21 protein-coding genes are annotated in these 24727 nt (G+C 74.0%); 12 read left to right on the top strand and 9 right to left on the bottom strand.

Features of this window, described 5'->3' with window-relative positions; all coding sequences use genetic code 11:
- Positions 1-8 precede the first annotated feature (8 nt).
- Positions 9-1577, top strand: coding sequence for a GAF domain-containing protein (locus CNX65_RS13930; protein ID WP_096493223.1), 1569 nt, complete (start codon positions 9-11; stop codon positions 1575-1577).
- Between the two features lie 137 nt (positions 1578-1714).
- Here CNX65_RS13930 and CNX65_RS13925 read toward each other — a convergent pair whose 3' ends face one another.
- The 3 genes from CNX65_RS13925 to CNX65_RS13915 all read right to left on the bottom strand — a co-directional run bounded on the left by CNX65_RS13925 (position 1715) and on the right by CNX65_RS13915 (position 5766).
- Positions 1715-3640 (bottom strand): FHA domain-containing protein, encoded by a 1926-nt coding sequence (locus CNX65_RS13925; RefSeq protein WP_096493221.1) that lies wholly within the window; start codon positions 3638-3640, stop codon positions 1715-1717.
- A gap of 165 nt (positions 3641-3805) precedes the next feature.
- A complete protein-coding gene (locus CNX65_RS13920) occupies positions 3806-4888 on the bottom strand; it encodes an ABC transporter permease (RefSeq protein ID WP_096493219.1) in 1083 nt (360 codons plus the stop codon).
- Positions 4888-5766: an ABC transporter ATP-binding protein gene (locus tag CNX65_RS13915; protein ID WP_096493217.1), complete on the bottom strand. Its 879-nt coding sequence runs from the start codon at positions 5764-5766 to the stop codon at positions 4888-4890. Before CNX65_RS13915 ends, CNX65_RS13920 begins: the two co-directional genes overlap by 1 nt.
- Before the next feature lie 548 nt (positions 5767-6314).
- Between CNX65_RS13915 and CNX65_RS13910 the strand changes: the two genes are divergently transcribed.
- Together CNX65_RS13910 and CNX65_RS13905 are read left to right on the top strand one after the other, a co-directional pair.
- Positions 6315-7139: a hypothetical protein gene (locus CNX65_RS13910; protein ID WP_096493215.1), complete on the top strand. Its 825-nt coding sequence runs from the start codon at positions 6315-6317 to the stop codon at positions 7137-7139.
- The gene (locus CNX65_RS13905; RefSeq protein ID WP_157767634.1) at positions 7136-7303 is read left to right on the top strand and encodes a hypothetical protein; all 168 of its coding nucleotides are present in this window, start codon (positions 7136-7138) and stop codon (positions 7301-7303) included. Before CNX65_RS13910 ends, CNX65_RS13905 begins: the two co-directional genes overlap by 4 nt.
- 58 nt (positions 7304-7361) lie before the next feature.
- Here CNX65_RS13905 and eno read toward each other — a convergent pair whose 3' ends face one another.
- The 3 genes from eno to CNX65_RS13885 all read right to left on the bottom strand — a co-directional run bounded on the left by eno (position 7362) and on the right by CNX65_RS13885 (position 11456).
- Positions 7362-8642, bottom strand: a complete 1281-nt coding sequence (eno, locus tag CNX65_RS13900; RefSeq protein WP_096493211.1) for a phosphopyruvate hydratase — start codon at positions 8640-8642, stop codon at positions 7362-7364.
- A gap of 841 nt (positions 8643-9483) precedes the next feature.
- A complete protein-coding gene (locus CNX65_RS13890; RefSeq protein ID WP_096493207.1) occupies positions 9484-10167 on the bottom strand; it encodes a response regulator in 684 nt (227 codons plus the stop codon).
- Positions 10164-11456, bottom strand: coding sequence for a sensor histidine kinase (locus CNX65_RS13885; RefSeq protein WP_096493205.1), 1293 nt, complete (start codon positions 11454-11456; stop codon positions 10164-10166). The genes CNX65_RS13890 and CNX65_RS13885 overlap by 4 nt, the downstream gene beginning before the upstream one ends.
- Before the next feature lie 246 nt (positions 11457-11702).
- On the opposite strand from CNX65_RS13885, the gene CNX65_RS13880 reads away from it, so the two are divergent.
- The 4 genes from CNX65_RS13880 (at position 11703) to CNX65_RS13865 (ending at position 13643) form a co-directional block, all read left to right on the top strand.
- Positions 11703-12200: a hypothetical protein gene (locus CNX65_RS13880; protein WP_096493203.1), complete on the top strand. Its 498-nt coding sequence runs from the start codon at positions 11703-11705 to the stop codon at positions 12198-12200.
- 97 nt (positions 12201-12297) lie between these two features.
- The gene (locus CNX65_RS13875; RefSeq protein ID WP_096493201.1) at positions 12298-12777 is read left to right on the top strand and encodes a DUF2975 domain-containing protein; all 480 of its coding nucleotides are present in this window, start codon (positions 12298-12300) and stop codon (positions 12775-12777) included.
- Between the two features lies 1 nt (position 12778).
- Positions 12779-12991, top strand: a complete 213-nt coding sequence (locus tag CNX65_RS13870; protein ID WP_015801556.1) for a helix-turn-helix domain-containing protein — start codon at positions 12779-12781, stop codon at positions 12989-12991.
- A gap of 124 nt (positions 12992-13115) precedes the next feature.
- A complete protein-coding gene (locus CNX65_RS13865) occupies positions 13116-13643 on the top strand; it encodes a hypothetical protein (RefSeq protein WP_157767633.1) in 528 nt (175 codons plus the stop codon).
- A 51-nt stretch (positions 13644-13694) separates the two neighbouring features.
- On the opposite strand, the gene CNX65_RS13860 is transcribed toward CNX65_RS13865, so the two are convergent.
- The 3 genes from CNX65_RS13860 to CNX65_RS13850 all read right to left on the bottom strand — a co-directional run bounded on the left by CNX65_RS13860 (position 13695) and on the right by CNX65_RS13850 (position 16623).
- The gene (locus tag CNX65_RS13860; protein ID WP_096493197.1) at positions 13695-14711 is read right to left on the bottom strand and encodes an ABC transporter substrate-binding protein; all 1017 of its coding nucleotides are present in this window, start codon (positions 14709-14711) and stop codon (positions 13695-13697) included.
- Between the two features lie 92 nt (positions 14712-14803).
- The gene (locus CNX65_RS13855) at positions 14804-15571 is read right to left on the bottom strand and encodes an ABC transporter ATP-binding protein (RefSeq protein WP_096493195.1); all 768 of its coding nucleotides are present in this window, start codon (positions 15569-15571) and stop codon (positions 14804-14806) included.
- Positions 15571-16623: a FecCD family ABC transporter permease gene (locus tag CNX65_RS13850; RefSeq protein ID WP_096493193.1), complete on the bottom strand. Its 1053-nt coding sequence runs from the start codon at positions 16621-16623 to the stop codon at positions 15571-15573. Before CNX65_RS13850 ends, CNX65_RS13855 begins: the two co-directional genes overlap by 1 nt.
- A 422-nt stretch (positions 16624-17045) precedes the next feature.
- Between CNX65_RS13850 and CNX65_RS13845 the strand changes: the two genes are divergently transcribed.
- From CNX65_RS13845 to CNX65_RS13820, 5 genes are all read left to right on the top strand, one after another.
- Positions 17046-18563: an alpha/beta hydrolase gene (locus CNX65_RS13845; RefSeq protein WP_096493191.1), complete on the top strand. Its 1518-nt coding sequence runs from the start codon at positions 17046-17048 to the stop codon at positions 18561-18563.
- A gap of 104 nt (positions 18564-18667) precedes the next feature.
- On the top strand, positions 18668-20212 hold the full coding sequence (locus tag CNX65_RS13840; RefSeq protein WP_096493189.1) for an alpha/beta hydrolase: 1545 nt from the start codon (positions 18668-18670) through the stop codon (positions 20210-20212).
- A gap of 258 nt (positions 20213-20470) precedes the next feature.
- Positions 20471-21241, top strand: a complete 771-nt coding sequence (gene dhbA, locus CNX65_RS13835) for a 2,3-dihydro-2,3-dihydroxybenzoate dehydrogenase (protein ID WP_096497773.1) — start codon at positions 20471-20473, stop codon at positions 21239-21241.
- A 672-nt stretch (positions 21242-21913) separates the two neighbouring features.
- Positions 21914-23053, top strand: a complete 1140-nt coding sequence (locus tag CNX65_RS13825) for an isochorismate synthase (protein WP_096497772.1) — start codon at positions 21914-21916, stop codon at positions 23051-23053.
- Positions 23050-24726, top strand: coding sequence for a (2,3-dihydroxybenzoyl)adenylate synthase (locus tag CNX65_RS13820; protein WP_096493187.1), 1677 nt, complete (start codon positions 23050-23052; stop codon positions 24724-24726). Before CNX65_RS13825 ends, CNX65_RS13820 begins: the two co-directional genes overlap by 4 nt.
- The last annotated feature ends 1 nt before the right edge of the window (position 24727 follow it).

The raw sequence follows: 24727 nt of genomic DNA, 5'->3' as shown, positions 1-24727 counted from the left end.
AGTGGGCGATGCCCTTCTGGAAGTCCCGACGCCGGACGGCGGACGTCCCCGACGTGAGGAAGACGGTCGCCGAGGCGCAGGAGAACGCAGCCGCGGTCACCGCGGTGGTCAAGGCGCTGGACGGGGCCACGACGAGCGCGCAGGCGGTCAAGGTCGCCCTGGACGCGGTCCGCAAGCAGTTCGGGTGGGTCTACGGCTCCTACTGGCGCATCGACAAGGCCGGGCGGACGCTGCGGTTCGCCGTCGAGTCCGGCGACGCGGGCGAGGAGTTCCGCAAGGTCACGCAGGAGGCGTCGTTCGCCGAGGGGGTCGGGCTGTCCGGGCGGACTTGGCGCACCAGGGGCCTGGTGTTCGTGGAGGACCTGGGCACGGTCAAGGACTGCGTGCGCGCTCCCGCCGCGCAGCGGGTCGGCGTCAAGTCCGGCATCTGCTTCCCGCTGATGTCCAAGGGCCGGGTCGTCGGCACCATGGACTTCTTCACCCTGGAGCACCTGACGCCGTCCGAGCAGCGGCTCGACGCGCTGCGCAGCATCGGGCTGCTGGTCTCGCAGGCGCTGGAGCGGGTCACCGACTCCGAGGTGCAGGCCGCGGCGGCGCTGGACCTGCAGGCGGTCAACACCGTGCTGCGCGGCCTCGGCTCCGCCACCTCCGAGGAGGAGGCGACCCGGCAGGCGCTGGAGACGGTGCGCAGCGAGTTCGGCTGGGCCTACGGCTCGTACTGGGCGGTGGACCCGACCGGGCAGGAGCTGCGGTTCGTCACCGAGTCCGGCGACGCGGGCGAGGAGTTCCGCCGGATCACCCGCGAGGCCTCGTTCCGCGAGGGCGTCGGCCTGGCCGGGCGCACGTGGAAGGCCCGCGAGATGCTGTTCGTGCGGGACCTGGCCGAGATGACCGACTGCGTGCGGGCGCCCGCGGCGCGGCGGGCGGGCGTGAAGTCCGGGGTGTGCCTGCCGCTGGTCGTGCACGACGTGGTGATCGGCACGATGGACTTCTTCACCCTGGAGGAGGTCGAGCTCAGCGACAGCCGCGAGAACTCGTTGCGCAACACCGCTTTCCTGGTGTCGCAGTCGTTGGAGCGGATCAGGGAGACCACCCGGATCAGCTCGGCGGGCGCGGAGCTGGTCACCTCCATCGAGGAGGTGGAGCGCAACGTCGTGCAGGCGACCGGGGTCGCGGCCGAGGCGGCCACGCTGACCACCGACGCGAACCAGGCCGTGGACCGGTTGGCCCAGTCCAGCAACGAGGTCGGCGACGTCGTCAAGGTCATCAACAACATCGCCGAGCAGACCAACCTGCTGGCGCTGAACGCGGCCATCGAGGCGGCGCGCGCCGGTGAGGCGGGCAAGGGCTTCGCGGTCGTGGCGAACGAGGTCAAGGAGCTGGCCCAGGGCACGGCCAGGGCGACCGAGGACGTGGCGCGGTTGATCAGCGCCATCCAGTCCGACGCGGGCAGCGTGGTGACCTCGCTGGCCGCGATCGGCCAGATCGTGGACCGGATCAACGAGACCCAGACGATGATCGGCGGGGTGCTGACCGAGCAGGCCGCGGTCACCCGTGACATCGTTGGGGGCAGGTGACCGGTATCGCAGGCGGCCCCGGCCCGCAGGACTTCTCCGAGTTTCCTGCGGGCCGGGGTCTCCCCCTCGCGTGCGGCGGTGGCCGCCGGGCGCCCAGCGCGGCGCGCGGCTGACCGTCCGCGGTGGATCGGGCCGGGTCAGCGCTGCTGGCCGCCGTGCGCCTGCGCGCCGATCGGGATCGGTCCGCTGGCGGGGTTCGCGCCCAGCACGGGGACCGGGCCGCTGGGCGGGTTCGCGCCGAGCACCGGGACCGGGCCGCTCGGCGGGTTCGCGCCGGGGTGCTCGGCGGTGCGGTAGCGGGCCACGGTCGGCACCACGTCCTGGCCGAACGGCGCGGCCTCCGGGAACTGCACGTCCACCGCGACCTCGTCGCCGCCGATCTCGCGGGTGATCCACTGCCCGGACTCGACCAGCGCCTTGAGCGTGCGCGTGGGCAGCGACTCGACCCGGCGCAGGTACCAGCCGTCGTCCGGCAGCGGGCCCATCCGGCCGCCCAGCCTGGACTTGACCTCCTTCACCCGCGCCCACAGCTGGTTCACCAGGCTCTGCCGGTCCGCGGGGCCCTCCAGCCCCGCGCGCAGCCGGTCCTCGATGCCCCGGTTCACGCCGTCCTCGTCGGGCATGAGCATGGTGACCCAGGCGCGGGACTTCTCCCGGTACTGCAACTGCTGCATCAGGCCCTCGTGCGCGGAGAAGTCCGCGAACCGGAACCGGCGGCCGGACCAGCGCGAGCGCAGCGTCCCGGCCAGCGACAGCGCGCTCTTCACGCCGGTGTTCAGGCCGCGACCGGGCCAGAAGTGCAGCGAGTTCCCGGCGTCGCCGATCAGGAAGCCGAACGTGGTGCGGCCCAGCTGCGCGGTGAAGCGGGCGTTCTGGCTCATGCTCAGCTTGAACATGGTGATGCCGAGGATGTCCTGCGGCTGCGCGCCGAAGTACCGGGCGCCGTCGAGGATGCGCGGCCACAGGAACGACAGGCGGTCGATCGAGGGCTTGAACACGGCGCGGTGCCGGTCGCAGACGAACCGGTCGCCGCGCGGGCGCATCGTGCAGCGGTAGCGGGCGATGCAGTCGACCGGGGAGTGCTCGCCGATGGCGACGATCTCCGAGGCCTCCTCGGCGGTCAGGCGCATGTTGATGAAGCCGCCGCCGAGGGAGTTGAACAGGTAGCGGTTCTGGGCCACGGTCAGCGGGACGGTGTGCTCGTCGGGCAGCACGCCCCGGATGCGCACGCCCAGCACGGTCTCCACGAGCTGCTCGCCGTCGACCGAGTAGAAGTTCCGGTCGGGCGCGCCGAAGTGCTCGGACAGCGCGGCGCGGGTGGGCGAGTTGGCGCCGTCCGCGACGGCCAGGATGTGCGTGGGGCCCCAGGTCTCGGGCGGGGTGTACGGGCCGGGGACGAGCTCCATGCCGTAGACGTCCTGCGCCATGTCGAGCAGGCAGTCCTCGATCCAGCGGATGCGCAGGTTGCGGGGCCTGCCCCGGTCGGCGGGCGAGTCGGGGCCGAGCGGCCACATCTCGGCGTACCGGCCGGGCGCGAACAGCCTGCGCCGCACGGCCTCGGGGAGGGTGGACCAGACGTTGCTCTGCAGGGTCACGACCTGCTCGCGGCGCACGTTGCCCTCGGCGAGGTCCATCCAGACCACGCGGTTGCCCTGCCTGCGCCAGCGGCGGTCGTGCACCCGGATGACGACCTGGTCGCCCATCATGGCGCGCAGCGTGCAGGCGAAGATGAGGCCGACCGGCCCGCCGCCGACGACGTCGACCCGCAGCGGCTCGCGGCCCTCGGGCAACGGCTCCAGCTTCTTGAACAGGCCGGTGGCCCAGTCCCCGGCGGGGACCTGGGACGCGGACTGGTTCTGCTGGCCGGTCTGGTTCTGCTGGCCGGTCTGGTTCTGCTGGCCGGTCTGGCTCTGGGCACCGGTCTGGCTCTGGCCGCCGGACTGGCTCTGCGGGCCGGTCTGGCTCTGGGCACCGGTCTGGCTCTGCGGGCCGGACTGGCGGGACTCGCGCTTGATCAGGGTGGTCGGGTCGGGCTCGGGGCTGGAGAGGGGCATGATCTTCACGGCCTCTCGGGGGTGGTCGGCGGTAGACACCCCCGTGGAACGAGCGCCGGGCCGGATTGGTTCACCGTTCAGCGTTCGCACGGTGAGAATTCCACCGGAGCGCGAAGAAGGGCGCGTCGGGGACCCCTCGGTCCCCGACGCGCCCCGGTGCTGAGCGGTGGTGGATCAGCCCTTCGAGGTGGCCAGCGCCTGCTTGATCTTCAGCTTGCCGCCGGTGTGCAGCAGCGAGCCGGTGAACACCTTGCTGGCGAACAGGAGCACCAGGACGCCCGCACCCGCCAGCAGCGCGAGCGAGACCAGCGCCTCCCACGGGGCGGCCTCGCCGCTGAAGACCCGCAGCGGCATCGCGACCGGCGCGGTGAACGGCACGTACGACATGATCGTCATGGCCAGCTTGTTCTGGAACAGGAACAGCACGCCGAAGTAGGGCAGCATCACCAGCATCACCACGGAACCGGTGCTGGAGCCCAGGTCCTCCTGCCTGCTGATCAGCGCGCCCGCCATGGCCCACATGCCCGCCAGCAGCACGAACCCGAGGATCAGGAACGGGATGAACCAGCCGATGGCCGGGGCGACGACGCCGAGCAGCTCGTCCTGGCCGCCGATCTTGAGCGCGATCGGGGCGACGGCGGCGAGCACGACGAGCTGGCCGATGGTGAGCACCGCGTTGCCGACGATCTTGCCGGCGAGCAGGGCGCGCACCGGGATCGTGGACACCAGGATCTCCACGATGCGGGTCTGCTTCTCGCTGACCGTGCTCTGCGCGATCGCCATGCCGCCCATGCCGAACATGAGGAACATCAGGCCGAACACGGTGACCACGGCCTGCTGCTGACCGCCGCTGATCTCACCGGGTGCGATCAGGTCGACCGGCGGCACCTGGGCCAGCGCGACGACCACCTCGGTGTCGGCGTTCTCCAGGGCGACCACGCGCAGCCCGGAGGGGGTGCGCTCCTGCGGGTCGGGCACGACGGCGGCGGAGACGTCCTCGGAGCGCAGCAGCTCCTCGGCGGCGGCGAGGTCGGCGACCTCGCGCAGCTCGAAGTCGCCTGCCGACAGCGCGGCCTTGGCCTCGGAGCCGACGACCGCGACCTTGGTGGGGCTGCTGAAGAAGGAGGGCAGCACGGTCAACGCGAACAGGGCGACGATGGTGATGCCGAAGCTGATCCAGAAGCCCTTGGTGCGCACGTAGGTGCGGATCTCGCGCTCGGCGATGAGCTTCGTCGCGGCGGTGAACGACAGCGCCATCACACGACCTCCTTGAAGATCTCGTCCAGGGTGGGAACGACGGGGCCGAACGCGCGGACCGGGCCGCGCTCCAGCGCGGCGCGCAGCACGGGCTGCTCGTCACCGCCGTCGACCTCGAACACGGCGCTGGGACCGTCCAGTTCGGACACCCGGACGCCGGGGACGTCGCGCAGGAAGCCCGCGTCGCCGTCGACGGTGATCTCGAACCGGGTGGTGCCGTGCTGGCGGCGCAGCTCGTCGCGCTCCCCCTGGGCGGTGATGCCGCCCTTGGCGATGATGACGACGTCGTCGCACAGCCGCTCGACCAGGGACAGCTGGTGGCTGGAGAACAGCACCGGCACGCCCGAGGCGGCGCGCTTGCGCAGCACCTCCAGGACGGTCTCGACCGCGATCGGGTCGAGGCCGGAGAACGGCTCGTCCAGGATCAGCACGTCGGGCGAGTGGACCAGCGCGGCGGCGATCTGCACGCGCTGCTGGTTGCCCAGCGAGAGCGACTCCAGGGCGTCGCCCCTGCGGTCGGTCAGCTCCAGCTGCTCCAGCAGCTCGTCGGTCGCCCTGCGGGCGGCGGCGCGCTCCATGCCGTGCAGCCTGCCGAGGAACTCGACCTGCTCGCCGACGGCCATCTTCGGGTAGAGGCCGCGCTCCTCCGGCATGTAGCCGAACTTCTGGCGGTTGTCGCCGGTCACCGGCGAGCCGTTCCACTCGACGGTGCCGGAGCTGGGCTCCAGCACGCCGAGGATGATCCGCATGGTCGTGGTCTTGCCGGAACCGTTGGCGCCCAGGAACCCGGTCATGCGACCGGGTCGGACCTGGAACGACACCCCGTCCAGCACCTTCTTGCCGCTGAATGAGCGGCTGATGTTGTTGACGCTCAGCACGGGGAGAACGCTACGGGGCGGGGTCGGGGCGGCGCGTCAGGCGCGCGACCCATTGGCGGGGTCCTCCGCGAGGAGGACCTGGGGGGTCGCGCGGGGCGGGGGTCATCCGCGCGGAGGATGCGGATCTTGGGCGGCGGGGTGCGGCGGGGGCAGGGCGGAGGGTGGCGTGGCGGAGGGCGGTGCGGGCAGGGCGGAGCGCGGCACGGCGGAGCGCAGAGGGCGGCGCGGGCACGGCGGCACGCGGCAGGACCGGAAAGCGGTGCGGGCACGGCGGAGCGGGGTGCGCGGCGCGGGCGGCCGGGCGGCCGGGGAGGGCGGACCCGAGTGCGTCGCGGGGATCGGGGCGGCCTGGTGCGCGGAGAGCGCTTTCCCTGGCGCACAAGGGAAAGCGGGCGCGGAAGATACCAAAGATGATCTTGTGGGAACAGCGTGTCGACCATCACCGGACAACCTCGTCCGCCCCCGGTGACCGGGCGCTCACCTGACGTAGTGTCACCACCGCCGCCCCCGGCGGTGATCGCGAGCACGGGTGCTGGAGGTCCACGCGCATGTCACCGCTCCCCGGTCCGGACGCCGCCGCGCTGCGCGCGCTGGGCGTGGCCGACGAGGTCGCCGACCTGCTGGCCGGCTCGGAACTGCTGCTGGACGCGGCGGGTGAACCGGTGGTGCTCACCGCCGAGGTGGACGACGAGACCGGCCGCGCGCGGGCGCTGGCGACGTTCCTGGGGCCCGCTTCCGACGCGGCCGTGGCCGAGGTGGTCGAGGCCGCCGCCGCACGGCACCCGGAGGCGGCGGAGGTCGTGCTGGTGCTGCCGCCCGGCCGCACCCCGCCGGGGCCGGGGGTCCCGCTGCTGCGCTACGCGCTGGCCACCGACCTGATCGGGCGGGCGCCGGACGTCGAGGGCTGGGTGGTGCGGCACGCGGACGACAACGACGCGGTCGACGTGGTGCCGCTGTACGCCGAGGCGCTGCCTGACGGGGTCGACGCGGACCCGTGGGAGTTGCAGGAGCTGTGCCTGGAGCTGTTCGACGAGGCCCTGGAGGAGGGCGCGGTGTTCGTCGCGCACGGCCCCGACGGGTTCGCCGGGCACCTGACGCTGGTGCTCGACGAGGACGAGCTGAGCGGGACGACCCGGTTGGAGGTGTTCGACCGGTGCGTGCTGGGCGAGGTGGGCGCGAGCCCGGCGGTCGCGCTGCTGACGTGGGCGGCGGTGGACCACGCGCGCGCCGAGGGGATGGCGCTGCGGGCCTGCGTGCGCGGTGACGGGCCCGAGGTGGAGGCGGCGCTGGAGTCGTTGCTGGCCCTGGGGTGGCGGCGGGACGAGGTGTGCTGGGCGGTCCCGCTCGCGAGTGGCGCGGGGGCGGGCGCGTGACCAGCGCCGTCACGGCGACCGACCTGGCGCTGTTCTGCTGGCCGCTGGGCGTGGACGAGCACGACGGCGCCGACGTGCCGGTCGTGCCGCGGCCCAGGCGGCCGTCGCCCGCGCGGGGCGAGCGCCGGGAGGACGAGCGCGCCACCCCGGTCAGCGCGGGGTGATCGAACGACCGCGCCCACCCGCGGGGCTCGCGGGTGGGCGCCGGTCGCGCGTCGGGGCTCAGCCCCGGCTGAGGCTGGAGCGGCCCGCGTAGCGCGCCTGCGAGCCCAGCTCCTCCTCGATGCGGATGAGCTGGTTGTACTTCGCGGTGCGGTCGGAGCGGGACAGCGAGCCGGTCTTGATCTGGCCGCAGTTCACCGCCACCGCGAGGTCGGCGATGGTGGTGTCCTCCGTCTCGCCGGAGCGGTGGGACATGACCGCCGAGTACGCGGACTTGTGCGCGCGCTCGACCGTGGCCAGGGTCTCGGTGAGCGTGCCGATCTGGTTGACCTTCACCAGGATCGAGTTGGCCAGGCCCTGCTCGATGCCCTCGGCCAGCAGCTTCTCGTTGGTGCAGAACAGGTCGTCGCCGACGAGCTGCACGCGGTCGCCGATGGCCTCGGTGAGCTGCTTCCAGCCCTTGGTGTCGTCCTGGTCCATGCCGTCCTCGATGGACAGGATGGGGAACTTGGCCACCAGCTCGGCCAGGTAGGCGACGTGCTCGTCGACGGTGCGCTTGACGCCCGCGCCCTTGTAGTCGTAGACGCCGTCCTTGAAGAACTCGGAGGCGGCCAGGTCGAGCATGATCGCCACGTCGTCGCCGGGGGTGTAGCCGGACTTCTCGATGGCGTTGACGACGAACTGCAGGGCCTCGTCGGCGGAGGTGAGGTTCGGCGCGAAGCCGCCCTCGTCGCCGACGTTGGTGTTGTGGCCCGCCGCGCTGAGCTCCTTGCGCAGGGTGTGGAAGACCTCGGAGCCGACGCGCACGGCCTCGGCGAAGGTCGTCGCGCCCACCGGCGCGATCATGAACTCCTGGAAGTCGAGCGCGTTGTCGGCGTGCTCGCCGCCGTTGATGATGTTCATCATCGGCATGGGCAGCAGGTGCGCGAACACGCCGCCGACGTAGCGGTAGAGCGGCAGGTGGTGCTGCGCGGCGGCGGCCTTGGCGGCGGCGAGCGAGACGCCGAGGGTGGCGTTCGCGCCCAGGCGGGCCTTGTTGTCGGTGCCGTCGAGCTCGATCAGCACGCGGTCCAGGTCCGACTGGGCCTCGGCGGGCAGGCCGACGACGGCCTTCGCGATCTCACCGTTGACGGCGTCGACGGCGGCGCGCACGCCCTTGCCGTGGTAGCGGCCCTTGTCGCCGTCGCGCAGCTCGACCGCCTCGCGGGTGCCGGTCGACGCGCCCGAGGGAACCGCGGCCCTGCCCAGCGCACCACCCTCCAGCTCCACGTCGACCTCGACGGTCGGGTTGCCCCGGCTGTCGAGGACCTCACGGCCTGCAACGCGGACAATCGCAGTCATCTCGCTCCTCGGTTCTGTGGAAACCACGACCGGGCAGCGGGGTCCGCCGCGTCCGGTCGTGCACGCTCCTGTTGTGGACGGCGCGTTCCCCGCCGTCGCGCCCGCTCCCCCAGGATGGGCCACGCGGGACGCTCCCGCCGCTCCTGGACGCCCGCCGCGCCAGTGGCCCGGCGACGCCCTGAACGGGTGAAATCGCCCTCGGAAGGGGGATGCGGCACGTCACCGGAGCGGTGGCCCGTGATGGGCTCGCGCGTCCCGGCACGGCTCGGCGCACGGGTCGGCGTCAAGAGGACGTTCACCCTGGCGACCCCCGTGCGAGCTGTCGGCGCCTGTTCTTCTGAATCCTAACAGTGCCTGGTCGGCGGGGGTGGTGACAGCGTCGACCGGCCCGTGCGGGATGTGCCGGATGCGGCGGCGGGTTCCACCGGTCGGCTCTGGCGGCGCGGTGCCGGACGGCTCTGGCGCGACCCCCGTTCGGGTTGTATGGGTGACACCTGTTCAGGGGATTTTGGGGAGGGCTGGGTGGCTCGCGGATCGGCGGGCGCCGCACTGCCGGTGGCGGTGTTCGACGGCGCGTGGCGGGACGGCGGGGTGGACGCGGAGGTGGCGGCGTTCCTGCGCGGGGAACCGGGCCGCCGGTGGTGGACGGCGGGCGCGACCCGGTCGCGATCGGTTGCCGGGACGGGACCGCGCGGCTGCTGGACGCGCGCACCAGGGCGGTCGTCGGCCCACCGGTGGTGCTGGGGGTCGACGGTCTGCTCACGACGGCGGCGGTCCCCGCCCCTGGCGGGCAACCGGGGTGGTCAGCGCGCTGGAGCCGCGCGGCTGACCACCGGCGACCTCACCCCTGCCCCGGCGCGACCACCCCGTGCTCGTAGGCGTAGACCACCGCGTGGGTGCGGTCGCGCAGGCCCAGCTTGGCCAGCACCCGCGACACGTGCGTCTTCACCGTCGTCTCCCCCAGGTGCAGGTGCGCCGCGATCTCCGCGTTGCTCGTCCCGCGCGCCAGGTGCACCAGCACCTCGTACTCCCGGTCCGTCAGGTCCGCGGGCCGGTTCGGGGCGGCGGCGGGCGCGGCCTGCGGGACCGGTGCGGCGAAGCGGGCCAGGACGCGGCGGGTCACCTCCGGGGAGAGCAGCGCGTCGCCGCGCGCCACCACCCGGATCGCCTCGACCAGGTCCTCGGGCGAGGCGTTCTTGAGCAGGAACCCGCTCGCGCCCGCCCGCAGCGCCTCGAACAGGTAGTCCTCGCGGTCGAACGTGGTCAGCACGACCACCCGCACCGGGTGCTCCGCGGGCGCGGGACCCAGGATGCGGCGGGTCGCCTCGATGCCGTCGAGCACCGGCATCTGCACGTCCATCAGCACCACGTCCGGCGCCAGCTCGGCGACCAGCTCGACCGCCCGCTCCCCGTCCCCGGCCTCGCCGACGACCTCGATGTCCGGCTCCGCGCCCAGGATCACCCGGAACCCGGCGCGCACCAGCGCCTGGTCGTCCACCAGCACGACCCGCAACCCGCCGCTCACTCCACGACCTTCCCGGCGGGCAGCAGCGCGCGCACGCGGAAGCCGCCGCCGCGCTTGGGCCCGACCTCCAGCTTCCCGCCGTGCACCGCGACCCGCTCCGCCATCCCGCGCAACCCGAACCCACCGCCGTCGACGGGCGGTTTTCCGCCGACCCCGTCGTCGCCGACCTCGACCTCGACCACGTTCTCCAGGTACCGCAGGCGCACGTCCACCCGGCGCGCCGAGGAGTGCTTCACGGTGTTGGTGAGCGCCTCCTGCACGACCCGGTACGCCGACAGCGCCACCGCCTCCGGCACGGGCCGGGGCGTGCCGTACACCCCGAACTGGGTCTCCAGCCCGGACTCCTCGGCGTGCTTGACCAGCTCGGACAGCTGCTCCAGCCCCGGTGACGCAGGCCGGTCGCCGGTCTCCGGCTCGCCGTCGGCGCGCAGCACGCCCAGCAGGCCGCGCAGCTCGGTGATGGCGGTGCGCGCGGTCTCCTCGACGGTTCGCAGCGCGGTGCCCGCCAGCTCCGGGTCGGTCCCGAGGACCCGCCGGGCCGCGCCCGCCTGCACGCCCATGACGGACACGTGGTGGGCGACGACGTCGTGCAGGTCGCGGGCGATGCGCAGCCGCTCGGCGACCAGCGCGCCCTTGGTGGCCTGCTCCTGGGATCGGCGCAGGTGCTCGGCCTGCTCGGCGAGCTGGGCCTCGCGGCGGGCGGCGACCCAGGAGACGTTGCCGAAGAAGTAGGCGCCGGAGAAGTACACGACGTTGTAGACGAGGTTGTACAGGACCGCCGCGAGCAGCGGGTTGAGCGGGCCGCCCGCGCCGGTGAACTCGGGGGGCGGCTGGAAGACCATCTCGACCAGGGCGAAGCCGAGCCAGCCGAACATCACGACGATCACCGCGATGCGCGACCACTTGGCCAGGGCCCGGTTGCGCTCCCAGGCGCCGACGGCGTGCATGGCCAGGAACAGCAGGACGCTCGGGATGGCGTTGTCGCTGTTGACGGCGCGCATCTGCACGGCGATGAACAGGACGCCGACCGCGGCGAGCGCGGCCACCGGGTAGCGGCGGCGCAGCGCCATCGGCAGGCACAGGGCGACGGTGAGCAGCACCTGCTCCGGCACCGACGGCGGGGTGCCCGCGTAGACGCCCATGCCGACGCTGTTGAACAGCACGAGGAAGAACAGGGAGAGCCCGATCATGAGCAGCGCCGCCCAGACGTCGCGCCGCTGCTCGGCGCGGGTGGGCGGCGGGCGGCGCCAGGCGTCCCAGTCGGTCTCGGCGGGCGTTGCGGTCGGCACGGGCAAACGCTAACCCGAAGTGGTGATCTTCCGGACCGGAATGGGGTAGTTCCGTTCGTTTCCGTTACGAACGACCGCTGTGCGCGCACGTTCGGGTGACCGGTGTCCCGGTCCGCGCCCGCCGTGTCGCGCTGCTGTGTCGTACCGCCGTGTCGCACCGGCGTGGTCCCGAAGCGGTCGCCGCGCCCGGTTCATCCTCGACGGCCCCCTCGGCGTATCCGGGTGGCGACCGACCGAGGAGGAGATGTGAGCTCACTGAGGACCACCGCCGGCCGAGCGCTGGCCACCGCCGCCGTGGCGGCCGTCGTGCTCGGCACGACCGGCACGGGGGTCGCGAGCGCCGAGGCGCTCCCCGAGTGCGGGGCGGAGCGGCTGAGGGCGCGGGTCGACGAGGTGCCGTGGGTGCCCGAGCCGGGCGTGCGGCTGTTCGCGTTCGGCGTCGGCCGCACGCCGGGCCCGGCTTGCTCGATCGTGGGCGGGGAGCTGCGCGACGTGCGGTTCCACGCCGCGGACGGGAGCGTCCTGGACGTGCCCCTGACCAGCAGCGCCCAGCCCCCGCACGAGGTGATCGAGCAGGACCCGGCGCAGGCGTTCCTGTCCGCGTTCGACACCGGGACCGGGCCCTACCCGGCCGCCACCGTCTCGTTCACCATGCCCGCGCTGGACGCGCGGCTGACGGCCGCGTGGCCGTCGGCGCTGCACGGCCCGGTGCGGCTGGGGGCGTTGCGGGGGCAGGTGGGTTGACCGTCCGGGGGTCCCGCACCTGCGGGACCCCCGGTAACCGCTCGACTGTCGAGAGTTAGCGATTGACTTTCGATAGATAGCCAGCGAGACTCGATGCATGTTGACCGAAAGACTCGCGGTGGCCTGCCTCCGCGTCTTCCTCGTGCTGCTCTTCGCGCTGCTCGTGGTGTTCCAGACCCTGTCGATCCCCGGCCAGTTCGAGCACATGGCGCGCACCAACCCGGAGGGCGCGGACCAGCGGTGGCCGCTGACGATCCTGGGCGTGCTGCTCGTGCTGTGCGCGCAGGTCGTGGTCGTGGCCACCTGGAAGCTGCTCACCCTGGTCAGCCAGGACCGGATCTTCACCGACGCGGCGCTGCGCTGGGTGGACGCGATCGTGTGGGCGATCGGCGCGTGCTGGCTGCTGGTGTCCGGGTTCTTCACCTGGGTCGTGCTGCGCGCGGACGACCCCGGCGGCCCGATGCTGTTCCTGCTGGTCGCGCTGGGCGTCACGGTGGTGGGCCTGCTGATGGTGGTGATGCGCGCGCTGCTGCGCAAGGCGACCGCGCTGCGCACCGACCTGGACTCGGTGATCTGAGGTGGCCATCGTCGTGCGGATCGACGTGGAGCTGGCGAAGCGCAAGCTGAGCGTGGGCGAGTTCGCCGAGCTGGTGGGGCTGACGCCGGCGAACGTGGCGGTGCTCAAGAACGGCAGGGCGAAGGCGGTGCGGTTCAGCACCCTGGAGGCGATGTGCCGGGTGCTCGGCTGCCAGCCGGGCGACCTGCTGGAGTGGGTGCCGGACGAGGAGTGACGGACGAGGAACGCCGGGGGCGCACCGAAGCGTCCCCGAAGCGCCCCGCCCCGGCCGTGCACCCGTTCCGCTCGCGGCTCCGTGTCACCAGAGCGCACCAAGCGCGAGACGAAGGAGGAGACACGTGGGTTCAGTGCAGAGCGGACTGCGCCGGGGGCTCGTCGCGATCGCCGCGACGGGCGCGCTGCTCACCTCGGTGGTCGCCGGGGTGGCGGGCGCGGACGCGGCGGTCCCGCCCGACTGCCCGGCGGACGACCTGAAGATCCAGGTGTGGCGGGGGCACTCGCCCTCGCCCTCGCGCGCGATGTTCGTGGCCAGGGTGAACACCAGGTCCGGCGCCGAGTGCCTGGTGGACTTGGGCGCGGTGACGGACCTGAAGTTCTACACCTCGGACCTGGAGGTGCTGCCCGTCCCGGTGACGCAGTACCCGCCGCAGGACGACGCGGACACCAAGCACGTCACCGACGACTTCCTGGGCCCGGTGGTCTACTTCTGGTCGCCGACCGGGACCGGCGGGACGACCTACCCGGTCGCCCACGTGTCGTTCCGGCTCCCGGTGTCGGGCAAGCAGGTGGCCGCGCCGTGGCCGGCGTCGGACGCCCCCGTCCGCGGTCCGCTCGGGGTGAACGCGCTGATGGCCGGGGTGAGCTGACCTCCCGCCTGCCCGCCGGACGCGTGGTGGCGCGCGTCCGGCGGGAGGTGGTCAGAGCCCGTTGAGGTAGTCCGCGACGGTGCGGATCGCGGCCGGGTTGCGCGGGCCCTGCACGAGCGCGGCGTACGGCAGGACCAGGAAGCGGCCGTTCCTGACCGCGGGGACCTGCGCGAGCGGCGGGTAGGTCTCCAGGAACTTCCGCTTGTCCTCGGCGCTGGGCACGTCGTAGTCGTTGATCACGATGACGTCCGGGTTCGCCTCGACCACGCTCTCCCAGGTGACCGTGGTCCAGCTGTCGAGCACCCCGGACATGACGTCGTCGCCGCCGCCGCGCGTGATGATCTCGTTGGAGGCGGCGTACTTCCCGCCGGTGAACGGCTTGTCGGCGCCCGAGTCGTAGAGGAACACCTTGGGGCGCGGGCGATCCACCGGGACGGTCGCCTCCGCCTGCCGCACGACCTCCTGGTACTCGGCCACCAGCCGCTCGGCCCGCTCGGGGACGCCGAAGATCTTCCCGAGGTTGCGCAGGTCGGTGTACAGGGCTTCGAGGGGCGCCATGGTCCCGCGCGAGGTGGTCCCCACGCCGTTGCGGCAGGACTCGCTGAGCACGTAGGAGCGCACGCCCAGCTCGTCCAGGTGCGCCGGGGTGAGGCCCCGGTCCTCGCTGAAGCCGTAGTTCCAGCCCGCGTAGACGAAGTCGGCCCCGGCCTCCAGGATCGACTCCTTGCTGATCCGGTCGACGCCGAGCCTGGGGGCGCGCTCGTACTCGGCCTTCCAGGGCGAGCCCTCGATGTCGTTGTTCTTGCTGCCGGACATGACGTACCCGGCGAGGCGGTCGGTCAGGCCGAGCGCGAACACCGTCTCGACGATGCCGCTGTCGTAGGCGACGACGCGCTCGGGGGCGCGGTCGAAGGTGAGCTCCTGGCCGCAGTTGGTGACGGTGACCGGGTAGCCCTGCGCCTGCGGCGCTTCGGCCTGCGGGCGCACGGAGGCCCCGCAGGAGGACAGGAGCAGGGCGCTCAGCGCGGCGGCGGTCAGCGCTGTCGCGGTGGGGCGGGTGCGTGGCACGGGTGGGGCCTCTCGGTGCGGGGACGGGGCGCGGCGCGGGGACCGGGTCGCGGGAAGGAGGGTCGTGGGGAGGCGGGTCGTGGGAAGGCGGGTCACAGCGCGGTGTCGTAGAACAGGTGCGGGCGGCCGGTGACCGGGTGCGGCAGGACGTGCGCGCGCACCCCGAACACCTCGGCCACCAGCTCCTCGGTGAGCACCTCGGCGGGTGGGCCGGAGGCGACCACGGCGCCGTCCGCGAGCACGTGCAGCAGGTCGCAGTGGGCGGCGGCGAGGTTGAGGTCGTGCAGCGCCACCAGCGCGGTCACGCCGGTGGCGCGCACGATCGCCAGCACCTCCAGCTGGTGCCGGATGTCCAGGTGGTTGGTGGGCTCGTCGAGCACGAGCACCTGGGGCCGCTGGGCGAGCGCGCGGGCGATCAGGACGCGCTGCCGCTCGCCGCCGGACAGGGTCAGGAAACCCCGGTGCGCCAGGTGTTCCGCGTCGACCTGGGCGAGCGCCCTGGCGCAGATCTCGCGGTCGTGGTCGGTGTCGCCCCGCAGCGCGGGCTTGTGCGGGGTGCGGCCCATCGCGACGACCTCGGCGACGGTGAAGTCGAACTCGACGTGGTGCTCCTGCGGGAGCGCGCCGACCAGCCGCGCGGTCTCCTTGTGCGGCAGCGAGAGCAGGTCGTCGTCGCCGAGCCGGATGAGCCCGGCGGTCGGGCGCAGCGCGCGGTAGGCGCAGCGCAGCGTGGTGGACTTGCCGCTGCCGTTGGGCCCCACCAGTGCGACGACCGCGCCCGCCGGGGCCTCGACGGTCACCGACCGCACCAGCACCGCGCCCGCGACCTCCACGGTCAGCCCCTCGACCCGGACCCGCATCAACGACCTCCGAACACGTAGGCGCGGCGGCGCATCAGCCACACGAACACCGGGACGCCGATGGCCGAGGTGAGCACGCCGAGCGGGAGCTCCTGCGGGGCGACGGCGGTGCGGGCGAGCAGGTCGACCCACACCAGCAGCACCGCGCCCACCAGCGGCGCGACCGCGAGCAGCGCCCGGTGGCCCGCGCCGACGACCATGCGGGTCACGTGCGGCACCATCAGGCCGACGAACCCGACCGCGCCGCTGACCGCGACCAGGCAGCCGGTGACCAGCGCGCAGACCAGGAACAGCTCGCGGCGCAACGAGGACGGGTCGACGCCGAGCGCGGACGCGGTCTCGTCGCCCATCGCCAGGGCGTCCAGAGCGCGGGCGTTGAGCAGCAGGAACAGCACGCCCGCCGCGGTGACGGCGGCGGCGACCGGCAGCGAGGCCCAGGTGACGCCGCCGAGTCCGCCGAGCAGCCAGAACAGGGCCGAGCGGGCCGCGTCGCCGTGCGGGGCCAGGAACACCAGGACCGTGGTGACGGCGGAGAACCCGTAGGCCATGGCGGTCCCGGTGAGCACGAGCCGCAGCGGCGTGACCGAGCCCCGGCTGCGGGCGGCCAGGTGCACCAGGACCGTCGCGCCGAGCGCGCCGAGGAACGCGGCCACCGACAGCGCGTGCACGCCCAGCGCGCCGAACACCCCGAGCACGATCACGGCGGTGGCCCCGACCGACGCGCCCGAGGACACGCCCAGCACGAACGGGTCGGCGAGGGCGTTGCGCACCAGCGCCTGGCTGGCCGCGCCGACCGAGGCGAGCCCGGCCCCGACGACGACGGCGAGCAGCACGCGCGGCAACCGCACCTCCCAGACGATCTGGTAGGCCGAGACCTCGCCGGGGTCGATCCAGCCGCCGAGCGCGCCCGCCCGCACGAGGTGCAGCACCTGGTCGAAGGGCAGTCGCGCGGCGCCGAGGGCGAGGCCGCAGACGACCGAGCCGAGGAGCGCGACGACGAGGGCGAGCACGACGGTCGGGACCGGCAGCCCGCGCGGAGCCGCTGCGGCCATGGGAGTTCCGCCTTCCGGGACCGGCCCGCGCGAAGACGCCCGCGCGGGGCCCGGCCGCGTGGCGGCGCGCACCCCGTCCCAGGCTCCCACCGCGGACCACGACGGTGATTCAGGAGCGTTCAGCGCCCGCCCAGGCATTCGGGCTCGCCGTCACGCGGGACGGCCTACCGTTGCGGGTCAGCGCCGGAATTCGACCGGTCTTCCCCTGCGCGGGCGCTTGTTGCGGTGATACGCGGGTGATCGTCTGCTACGCCGGGCGGCGGTGTCAAACCCGCCCGGTCGGCGCGGGGCGGCGCGTTGGGCCGGGGTGCTTCGGGTGACCGCTGCTGGTCGTTGCCCCAGGTGTCGCGGGCGGGGGAGGCTGCGGGTTCCAGGAGCCAGGGGGAGGGACCGTGCGACGGGTCTTCGGGGTTTTCGGTGTCATGACGGCTTCCTGCGCGCTGGTCGCCGGTGTGGTGACGGGCGTGGCGGGGGCGCAGCCGCAGGAGCGGGGGGACGCGGGGTACCGGGCCGAGATCGCCTGGGCGCCGTGCCCGGAGCTGCCCGCCGCCGAGTGCGGGACGGTGCGGATGCCGGTCGACTGGGCCGAGCCGGGTGGCGAGGGGTTCGACCTGGTGCTGGCCAGGCGCAAGGCCACCGATCCGGCGAGGCGCAAGGGGGTGCTGCTGGTCAACCCCGGTGGTCCCGGCGGTTCCGGCGTGGACTTCGCGCTGGACGCCGAGCGCCACTTCAGCGCCGAGGTGCTGGCGAGCTTCGACGTGGTCGGCGTCGACCCGCGCGGGGTCGAGCGCAGCACGCCGGTGGTGTGCTCGCGGGACGTGCTCGCGCGGCGGCCGTCCAACGCGCCGGCGAGCGGGGCGGAGTTCGAGGCGCTGCGGCGGTACAACCGGGAGCTGGCGGCGGACTGCCGGGAGCGGACCGGGCCGCTGTTCGACCACGTGGACACGCTCAGCGGCGTGGAGGACATGGACGCGGTGCGGCGCTCGCTGGGTGAGCGGGAGGTGTCGTACTACGGGCTGTCGTACGGCACGCTGCTCGGGCAGCAGTACGCGCAGCGGCACGGCGACCGGGTGCGGGCGATGGTGCTCGACAGCACCATGGACCACGACCTGGGCACGTGGGCGTTCAGCGGGTCCGAGGCCGTGGCGGCGGAGGACTCGTTCCTGGAGTTCGCGGCGTGGTGCGGGCGGACGCCGTCGTGCGCGCTGCACGGTCGGGACGTCCCCGCGCTGTGGCGCGCGCTGCTGGCGCGGGCGGGGCGCGGCGAGCTGGTGCTCCCGCACGACCCTGCGGCCCGGCTGGACGCGGCGGGCCTGCGCAGCCTCGCGCTGAACGCGCTGTACGGGCCGTCGTGGGTGGAGCTGGCGGGTTTCCTGGCGGTGCTCGACGCCCAGGGCGGCGCGCCCGAGGTGGCGTCCGAGGTGGCGTCCGAGGTGGTGGAGAGCCCGTTCGAGGCGGTGTTCTGCCAGGACTGGAGCGTTCCGGTGCGCGATCACCGGGAACTGGCGCGGCTGCGGGCGCGGGCGGCGGAGCTGGCGCCGAACATGCTGGGGTCGACGCTGGTGGAGGACGCGGTCGCGGGGTGCGTCGGCCGCGAGGACGCGGTGGTGAACCCGCAGCGGCCGTGGCGGGTCGCGCCGGGCACGCCGAAGGTGCTGATGCTCAACGCGCTGCACGACCCGTCGACGCCGTACTCGTGGGCGGTCGGCGCGCACCGGCAGGCGCGGGGGGCGGCGGTGCTGCTGACGTACGAGGGCTGGGGGCACGGGGTCTACGGGCGGACCGGGTGCGTGGACGGGGCCGTTGACCGGTACCTGGTGGACCTGGTGGTGCCGCGCGAGGGGACGCGGTGCGCCGCGGTGGAGCCCGCGGTGACCGCCGTGGCCGAGGGCGGGGCGCCCGCGCTGCCGGAGGTGACCCGACCGGGGTGGGGCGGCTGATCGGCGGGGCGTTCGGGTGACCGCAGTGCCCTCGCCCGGCCGCTGTGACCGGTCGGCGGGCTCGGGGAGGCTGCGGGGGTCCGGATGCGAAGGAAGGGGAACCTGTGCGACGGATTTCTCGGGCGCTCGGCGCGGTGGTGGTCTGCGGGGCGCTGGTGACGGGTGTGGTCACCGGGGTGGCGGGCGCCCAGGTCGAGCAGCGGGGGGACGCGGGGTACCGGGCGGACATCGCCTGGGGGCCGTGCGGGGAGATGCCCTCGGTGGAGTGCGGGACCGTGCGGATGCCGGTGGACTGGGGGAAGCCCAGGGGGGAGAAGTTCGACCTGGTGCTGGCCAGGCGCAAGGCCACCGACCCGGCCGCGCGCAAGGGGGTGCTGTTCGTCAACCCCGGCGGGCCGGGCGGTTCCGGCGTGGACTTCGTGATGGCGGCCGACGCGTACTTCAGCGCCGAGCTGCTGGCGAAGTTCGACGTGATCGGCGTCGACCCGCGCGGGGTGGCGCGCAGCAACCCGGTGGTGTGCTCGGCGGAGAAGGTGGCGCAGCAGCCGTCGAACTACCCGGCGGACCAGGCCGAGTTCGAGGCGCTGCGGCGGTACAACCGGGAACTGGCCGCCGACTGCCGCGAGCGCACCGGGCCGCTGTTCGACCACGTGGACACGCTCAGCGGCGTCGAGGACATGGACGCGGTGCGGCGCTCGCTCGGCGAGCGGGAGCTTTCCTACTACGGGATCTCGTACGGCACGCTCCTCGGCCAGCAGTACGCGCAGCGGCACGGCGACCGGGTGCGGGCGATGGTGATCGACAGCAACATGGACCACGACCAGGGGACCTGGGAGTTCGGCACGAGGGAGGCGGTGGGCGCCGAGGACTCGTTCGTGGAGTTCGTGGCGTGGTGCGGGCGCGACGAGTCGTGCGCGCTGCACGGTCGGGACGTCCCCGCGCTGTGGAAGCAGCTGCTGGACCGGGCCGAGCGGGGCGAGCTGACCCACCCGAACGCTCCGGGCCTGGTGCTCGACCGGGCCTTCCTGCGGTCGCTGGTGCTGGGCGCGCTGTACGGGCCGTCGTGGTCGGCGATCGCGGACTTCCTGGTGGCGCTGGAGGCGCAGGGCGGCTCGGCGGTCGCGGGCGCGGGCGCTCCGGAGCCGGAGCTGGTGGAGAACCCGTTCGAGGTGTTCTGCCAGGACTGGAACCTGCCGCTGCGCGACCACCGCGAGTTCGCCCGGCTGCGGGCGCGGTCGCTGGAACTGGCCCCGAACATGGAGGGCTCGACGCTGGGCGAGGGCGCGATCGCGGCCTGCCAGGGGCGCGCGGACGCGGTGGACAACCCGCAGCGGCCGTGGCGGGTCGCGCCGGGGACGCCGAAGGTGCTGATGCTCAACGCGCTGCACGACCCGTCGACGCCGTACTCGTGGGCGGTCGGCGCGCACCGGCAGGGGCGGGGCGCTGCGGTGCTGCTGACGTACGAGGGCTGGGGGCACGGGGTCTACGGGCGCGGTGCGTGCGCGGACGGGCACACGGACCGGTACCTGGTGGACCTGGAGGTGCCGCGCGAGGGGACTCGGTGCGCCGGGGTTGAGCCGCCCGCCGCGGCGGGCTCGCGGGCGTCGGTTCCGGGTGGTGTCGGGGTGGAGCGGCCCACCTGGGGCTGAGCCGGCGCCGGAGGTCGTGGGGGCGCGTCGGGATTCCGGTCCCGGCGCGCCCTCGCGCATGAGCGGGCGGGGTGGCGGTGGGGACTGTGGCCCTTCCCCCAGGGGGCGCGCTCTGTCACCCTCCTGGCGTTACCACGTGCGCCCGTCCCGTCACCCGTGGTGCTTCCGATCACCGGGAGGGCGGCTTCCGGAAATTGCGCTTTGCGTTTAGCTTAGGCAAGGCTAACCAAAGCGTGATCTAGGGGGAGTGGCGTGCCGGTGGGTGGCAACGGGGTATCCACAGCTGATTTCGCCGGGAAGACCGCACTGGTCACCGGGGGTGCGAGCGGGATCGGGGCGGCGGTCGCCTCGGCGCTCGCGGCGGCCGGGGCGCGGGTCGCCTCGGTTGACCTGCACGACGCACCGTCCCACGGGAACATCACCGGGTACCTCGCCGATGTCACCGATCCGGGTTCCGTCGAGCGGGTGATCGCGGACGCGGAGCGCGAGCTCGGGCCCATCGACGTCGGGGTGTCGGCGGCGGGGGTGCTGCGCGGCGGGGAGCTGTGCGGCGTCTCGCAGGAGGACTGGGCCGCCACGTTCGCGGTCAACGCCACCGGCGCGTTCACGGTGCTGAGCTCGCTCGCCCGGCGCATGGTCGCCCGGCGGTCGGGGGCGCTGGTGCTGGTGGGGTCGAACGCGGCGGGTGTGCCGCGCAGCGGGATGGGGGCCTACGCGGCGTCCAAGGCCGCCGCCACGATGATGGCGCGCTGCCTGGGGTTGGAGGTCGCCGAGCACGGGGTCCGGTGCAACGTCGTCTCGCCCGGCTCGACGGACACGCCGATGCAGCGGGCGCTGTGGACGGACGGGAACGGGCCCGAGCGGGTGATCGCGGGGGACCTCGCCCGGTACCGGGTGGGGATTCCGCTGAAGCGGATCGCGGACCCCGGCGACATCGCCGAGGCGGTGCTGTTCCTGGCGTCGGACCGGGCCCGGCACATCACCATGCAGGACCTGTACGTGGACGGCGGGGCGACGCTCCGGGCGTGACGGCCCGCCGGGGCGGCACGGACGTGGTGCCCCGGTCGTGAGGCGTGGTGACCAAGGGTGATCAGGAACACCGTTGCCGCAGCACCGGCTAGTTAGGTTAGGCTAACCAAAATTAACGGGAAGTGACGTGGTCATCACCGCGGACCGCTCCCCCACCCCTCGCGCACCTGCCGGAAAGGACGTTCTGCCTTGCCACCAACCGCACTGGTCAGGCCGCGCCCAGCGCACCGGGCCGCCGACCTGCTGGCCGCCTACCTGCCGGGGTCGTTCTACTTCTCGTCGGCGCGCGGGGCCCTGCTCGCGGACGGGGTCCACGCGAACGTCGACGCCCCCAAGGGCCGGCGGGCGCACGCCGCCGCGCGGGCGCTGCGGGAGGCCGCCGAGCTCGGGGTGGAGAACCCCGTCGTGGTCGGCGCGCTGGGCTTCGCGGCCGGGGCCGACAGCAGCCTCGTGGTGCCCGCGGTGGTGCGGAGGGCCGAACCCTCCCCCGCCGCGAAGACCGCATGGGCGCACCGGACAGCACGGGCCGCGCACGATTCGGGGTCGGGGATCGGCACCGGACCGGGGATCGACGCAGAGCCGGGAATCGACGCGGGACCGAACGGCGGTTCGGCGAACAGCCGGGCGGCGAACGTCGGGACGGCCAACAGCGGCGCGGCACACGTCGACGCCATGGGCGCGGCGGTCAACGCGGTCCACGCCAACGCCACGGGCGCAGCGAGCGGCGCGGCACATGCCGACGCCATGGGCGCGGTGGGCGGCGGGGCCCGTGGTGCGGCGGGCAGCGAGGCCGGCAGCGGCGCCCCCGGCGCAGCCAACAGTGGCTCTCCCGATGCGATCAACAACGGTCTCCCCGGCGCGGCCAACAACGGCACCACCGGCGCCCCCGGCAGCGACACCCCCGTCAACAGCACCCCCCGTGCCTCCCACAGCGCGCTCCCCTCCGCGCCCGGCTGGCGCGTCTCGCCGTCCCCCTCCCCCGCCGCCTACGCCGACGCCGTCGCGCGGGCGTTGGAGATGATCGGCGCCGGTGAGCTCGCCAAGGTGGTGGTGGCCCGCGCGCTCGACGTCACGGCCCCGCACCGGCTGGAGGTTCCCGAGCTGCTGGCCCGGCTCGTCGCCGCCGACCCGGCCGCGCACGCGTTCGCCATCGACGTCTCCGCGCCCGGCGACCCCGCGACCCGCACGCTGGTCGGCGCGAGTCCCGAGCTGCTGGTGTCGCGCCGGGGCGACCGGGTGGTCGCCAACCCGCTCGCGGGGTCGTTGCCGCGCACCGGGGACCCGGTCGAGGACGCTCGGCGGGGCGCCGCGCTGCTCGCCTCGGCCAAGGACCTCGCGGAGCACGAGCACGTGTCGGCCCAGGTCGCCGGGGTGCTGGGGCGGTTCTGCGCGGAGCTGGACGTGCCCGCACCGGTGGTGATCGCCACCCCGACCATGCTGCACCTGTCGACCACGATCACCGGCCGCCTGACCGACCCGGACGACCCCGCCTCGTCCGCGCTCGGCCTCGCCGAGGCGCTGCACCCGACTCCCGCCGTGTGCGGGGTGCCGACCGAGCGGGCCGCCCGCGCCATCACCGCGCTGGAACCACGGGAGCGCGGCTACTACGCGGGCCTGGTCGGCTGGACCGACCTGGCCGGTGACGGCGAGTGGGTGGTGACGATCCGCTGCGCCGAGGTGTGCGGCGACACCGCGCGGCTGTTCGCGGGCGCGGGGGTGGTCGCCGGGTCCTCGCCCTCGGCCGAGGTCGTGGAGACGGGCGCGAAGTTCGGGACGATGCTGCGGGCGCTCGGGCTGGGGGACGTGGCGTGAGCACCGGATCGAGCACCGCGGACCCCACCGGGCACGGCCACCAGCGCGACCACACCCCGTGGCCGCCGGAGTTCGTCGAGCGGTACCGGGCCGCCGGGCACTGGGCCGGGCGGACGCTCGGGGCGCTGCTCGGCGACACCGCGCGCGAGCACCCCACCCGCACCGCCGTCGTCGGCGAGCGGGACGGCGTCACCTCGCGGTGGTCGTACGCGGAGCTGGACGAGCGGGCGCACCGGGTCGCCGCCGGACTCGTCGCGCGCGGCATCGGCGCCGGGGACCGGGTGGTGCTGCAACTGCCGAACGTCCCGGAGTTCCTGCCGGTGGTGTTCGGGCTGTGGCGGGCGGGCGCGTGGCCGGTGTTCGCGCTCCCGGCGCACCGGCGGAGCGAGCTGACGCACTTCGCGCGCCAGTCCGAGGCCGTCGCGATCATCACCACGGGCGTGCACGAGCGGCACGACCACGCGGCCACCGCGCGGGACGTGGCGGCCGAGGCGCCCTCGGTGCGGGACGTGCTCGTGGTGGGCACGCCCGAGTTCACCGACCTGGCGTCGACGCCGCCGCGCGAGCTGCCCGAGCCCGATCCGTCGGGCGTGGCGTTCCTCCAGCTCTCCGGGGGCAGCACGGGACTGCCGAAGCTGATCCCGCGCACCCACGACGACTACCTGTGCAGCGTCCGGGAGAGCGCCCGGATCTGCGAGCTGACCGAGGAGAGCGTGTACCTGGTCGCACTCCCGGTGGCGCACAACTACCCGATGAGCAGCCCCGGCGTCCTCGGCGCGGTCCACGCGGGCGCGACGATCGTGCTGGCCCCGCGCCCGGACGCGGACACCGCGTTCCGGCTGATCGAGGCCGAGGGCGTCACGATCACCGGCGTGGTGCCGCCGCTGGCCGCCGCGTGGACCCAGGCCGCCGCCCGCACCGACCGCGATCTGTCCACGTTGGACGTTCTGCTGGTCGGCGGCGCGAAGTGCGGCCGGGAGCTGGCCGCGCGGATCGGGCCCGCGCTGGGCTGCCGGTTGCAGCAGGTGTTCGGCATGGCCGAGGGCCTGGTCTGCTACACCCGGCTGGACGAGCCGGAGGAGCTGGCGCTCACCACGCAGGGCCGCCCGATCTCCGAGGACGACGAGGTGCGCGTGGTCGACCCGGACGACCCGGCCGCGCCCTCGCACGCCGAGGTGCCGCTTGGCGAGGTGGGCGCGCTGCTCACCAGGGGGCCTTACACGATCCGGGGCTACTACCGGGCCGACGCGCACAACGCGACCGCGTTCACCGAGGACGGCTTCTACCGGACCGGGGACCTGGTGCGGCGCCTGCCGTCCGGGCACCTGGAGGTGGTGGGCCGGGCCAAGGAGCAGATCAACCGGGGCGGGGAGAAGGTCGCCGCCGAGGAGGTCGAGGACCACCTGATGGCGCACCCGCTGGTGCTGGACGCGGCGGTGGTCGCGGTGCCGGACGCCTACCTGGGCGAGCGGACCTGCGCCTACGTGGTGCCGGTGCCGGGCGGCGCGGAGCCGACCGGGCCGCAGCTGCGCCGGTTCGTGCGCGAGCGGGGCGTGGCCGCGTTCAAGGTGCCGGACCTGGTGCGGGTGGTTCCGGAGTTCCCCGTGACCGGGGTGGGCAAGACGAGCAAGCGGGAACTGCGCGCGGCGCTGGCCGCCGCCGAGGAGGGGTGAG

Origin of the sequence: Actinosynnema pretiosum, from assembly GCF_002354875.1 — a bacterium.
In the GTDB taxonomy this organism is placed as follows: domain Bacteria; phylum Actinomycetota; class Actinomycetes; order Mycobacteriales; family Pseudonocardiaceae; genus Actinosynnema; species Actinosynnema auranticum.
The sequence above is the reverse complement of the archived record's forward strand: the minus strand, read 5'-3'. Positions and strand labels throughout refer to the sequence as shown.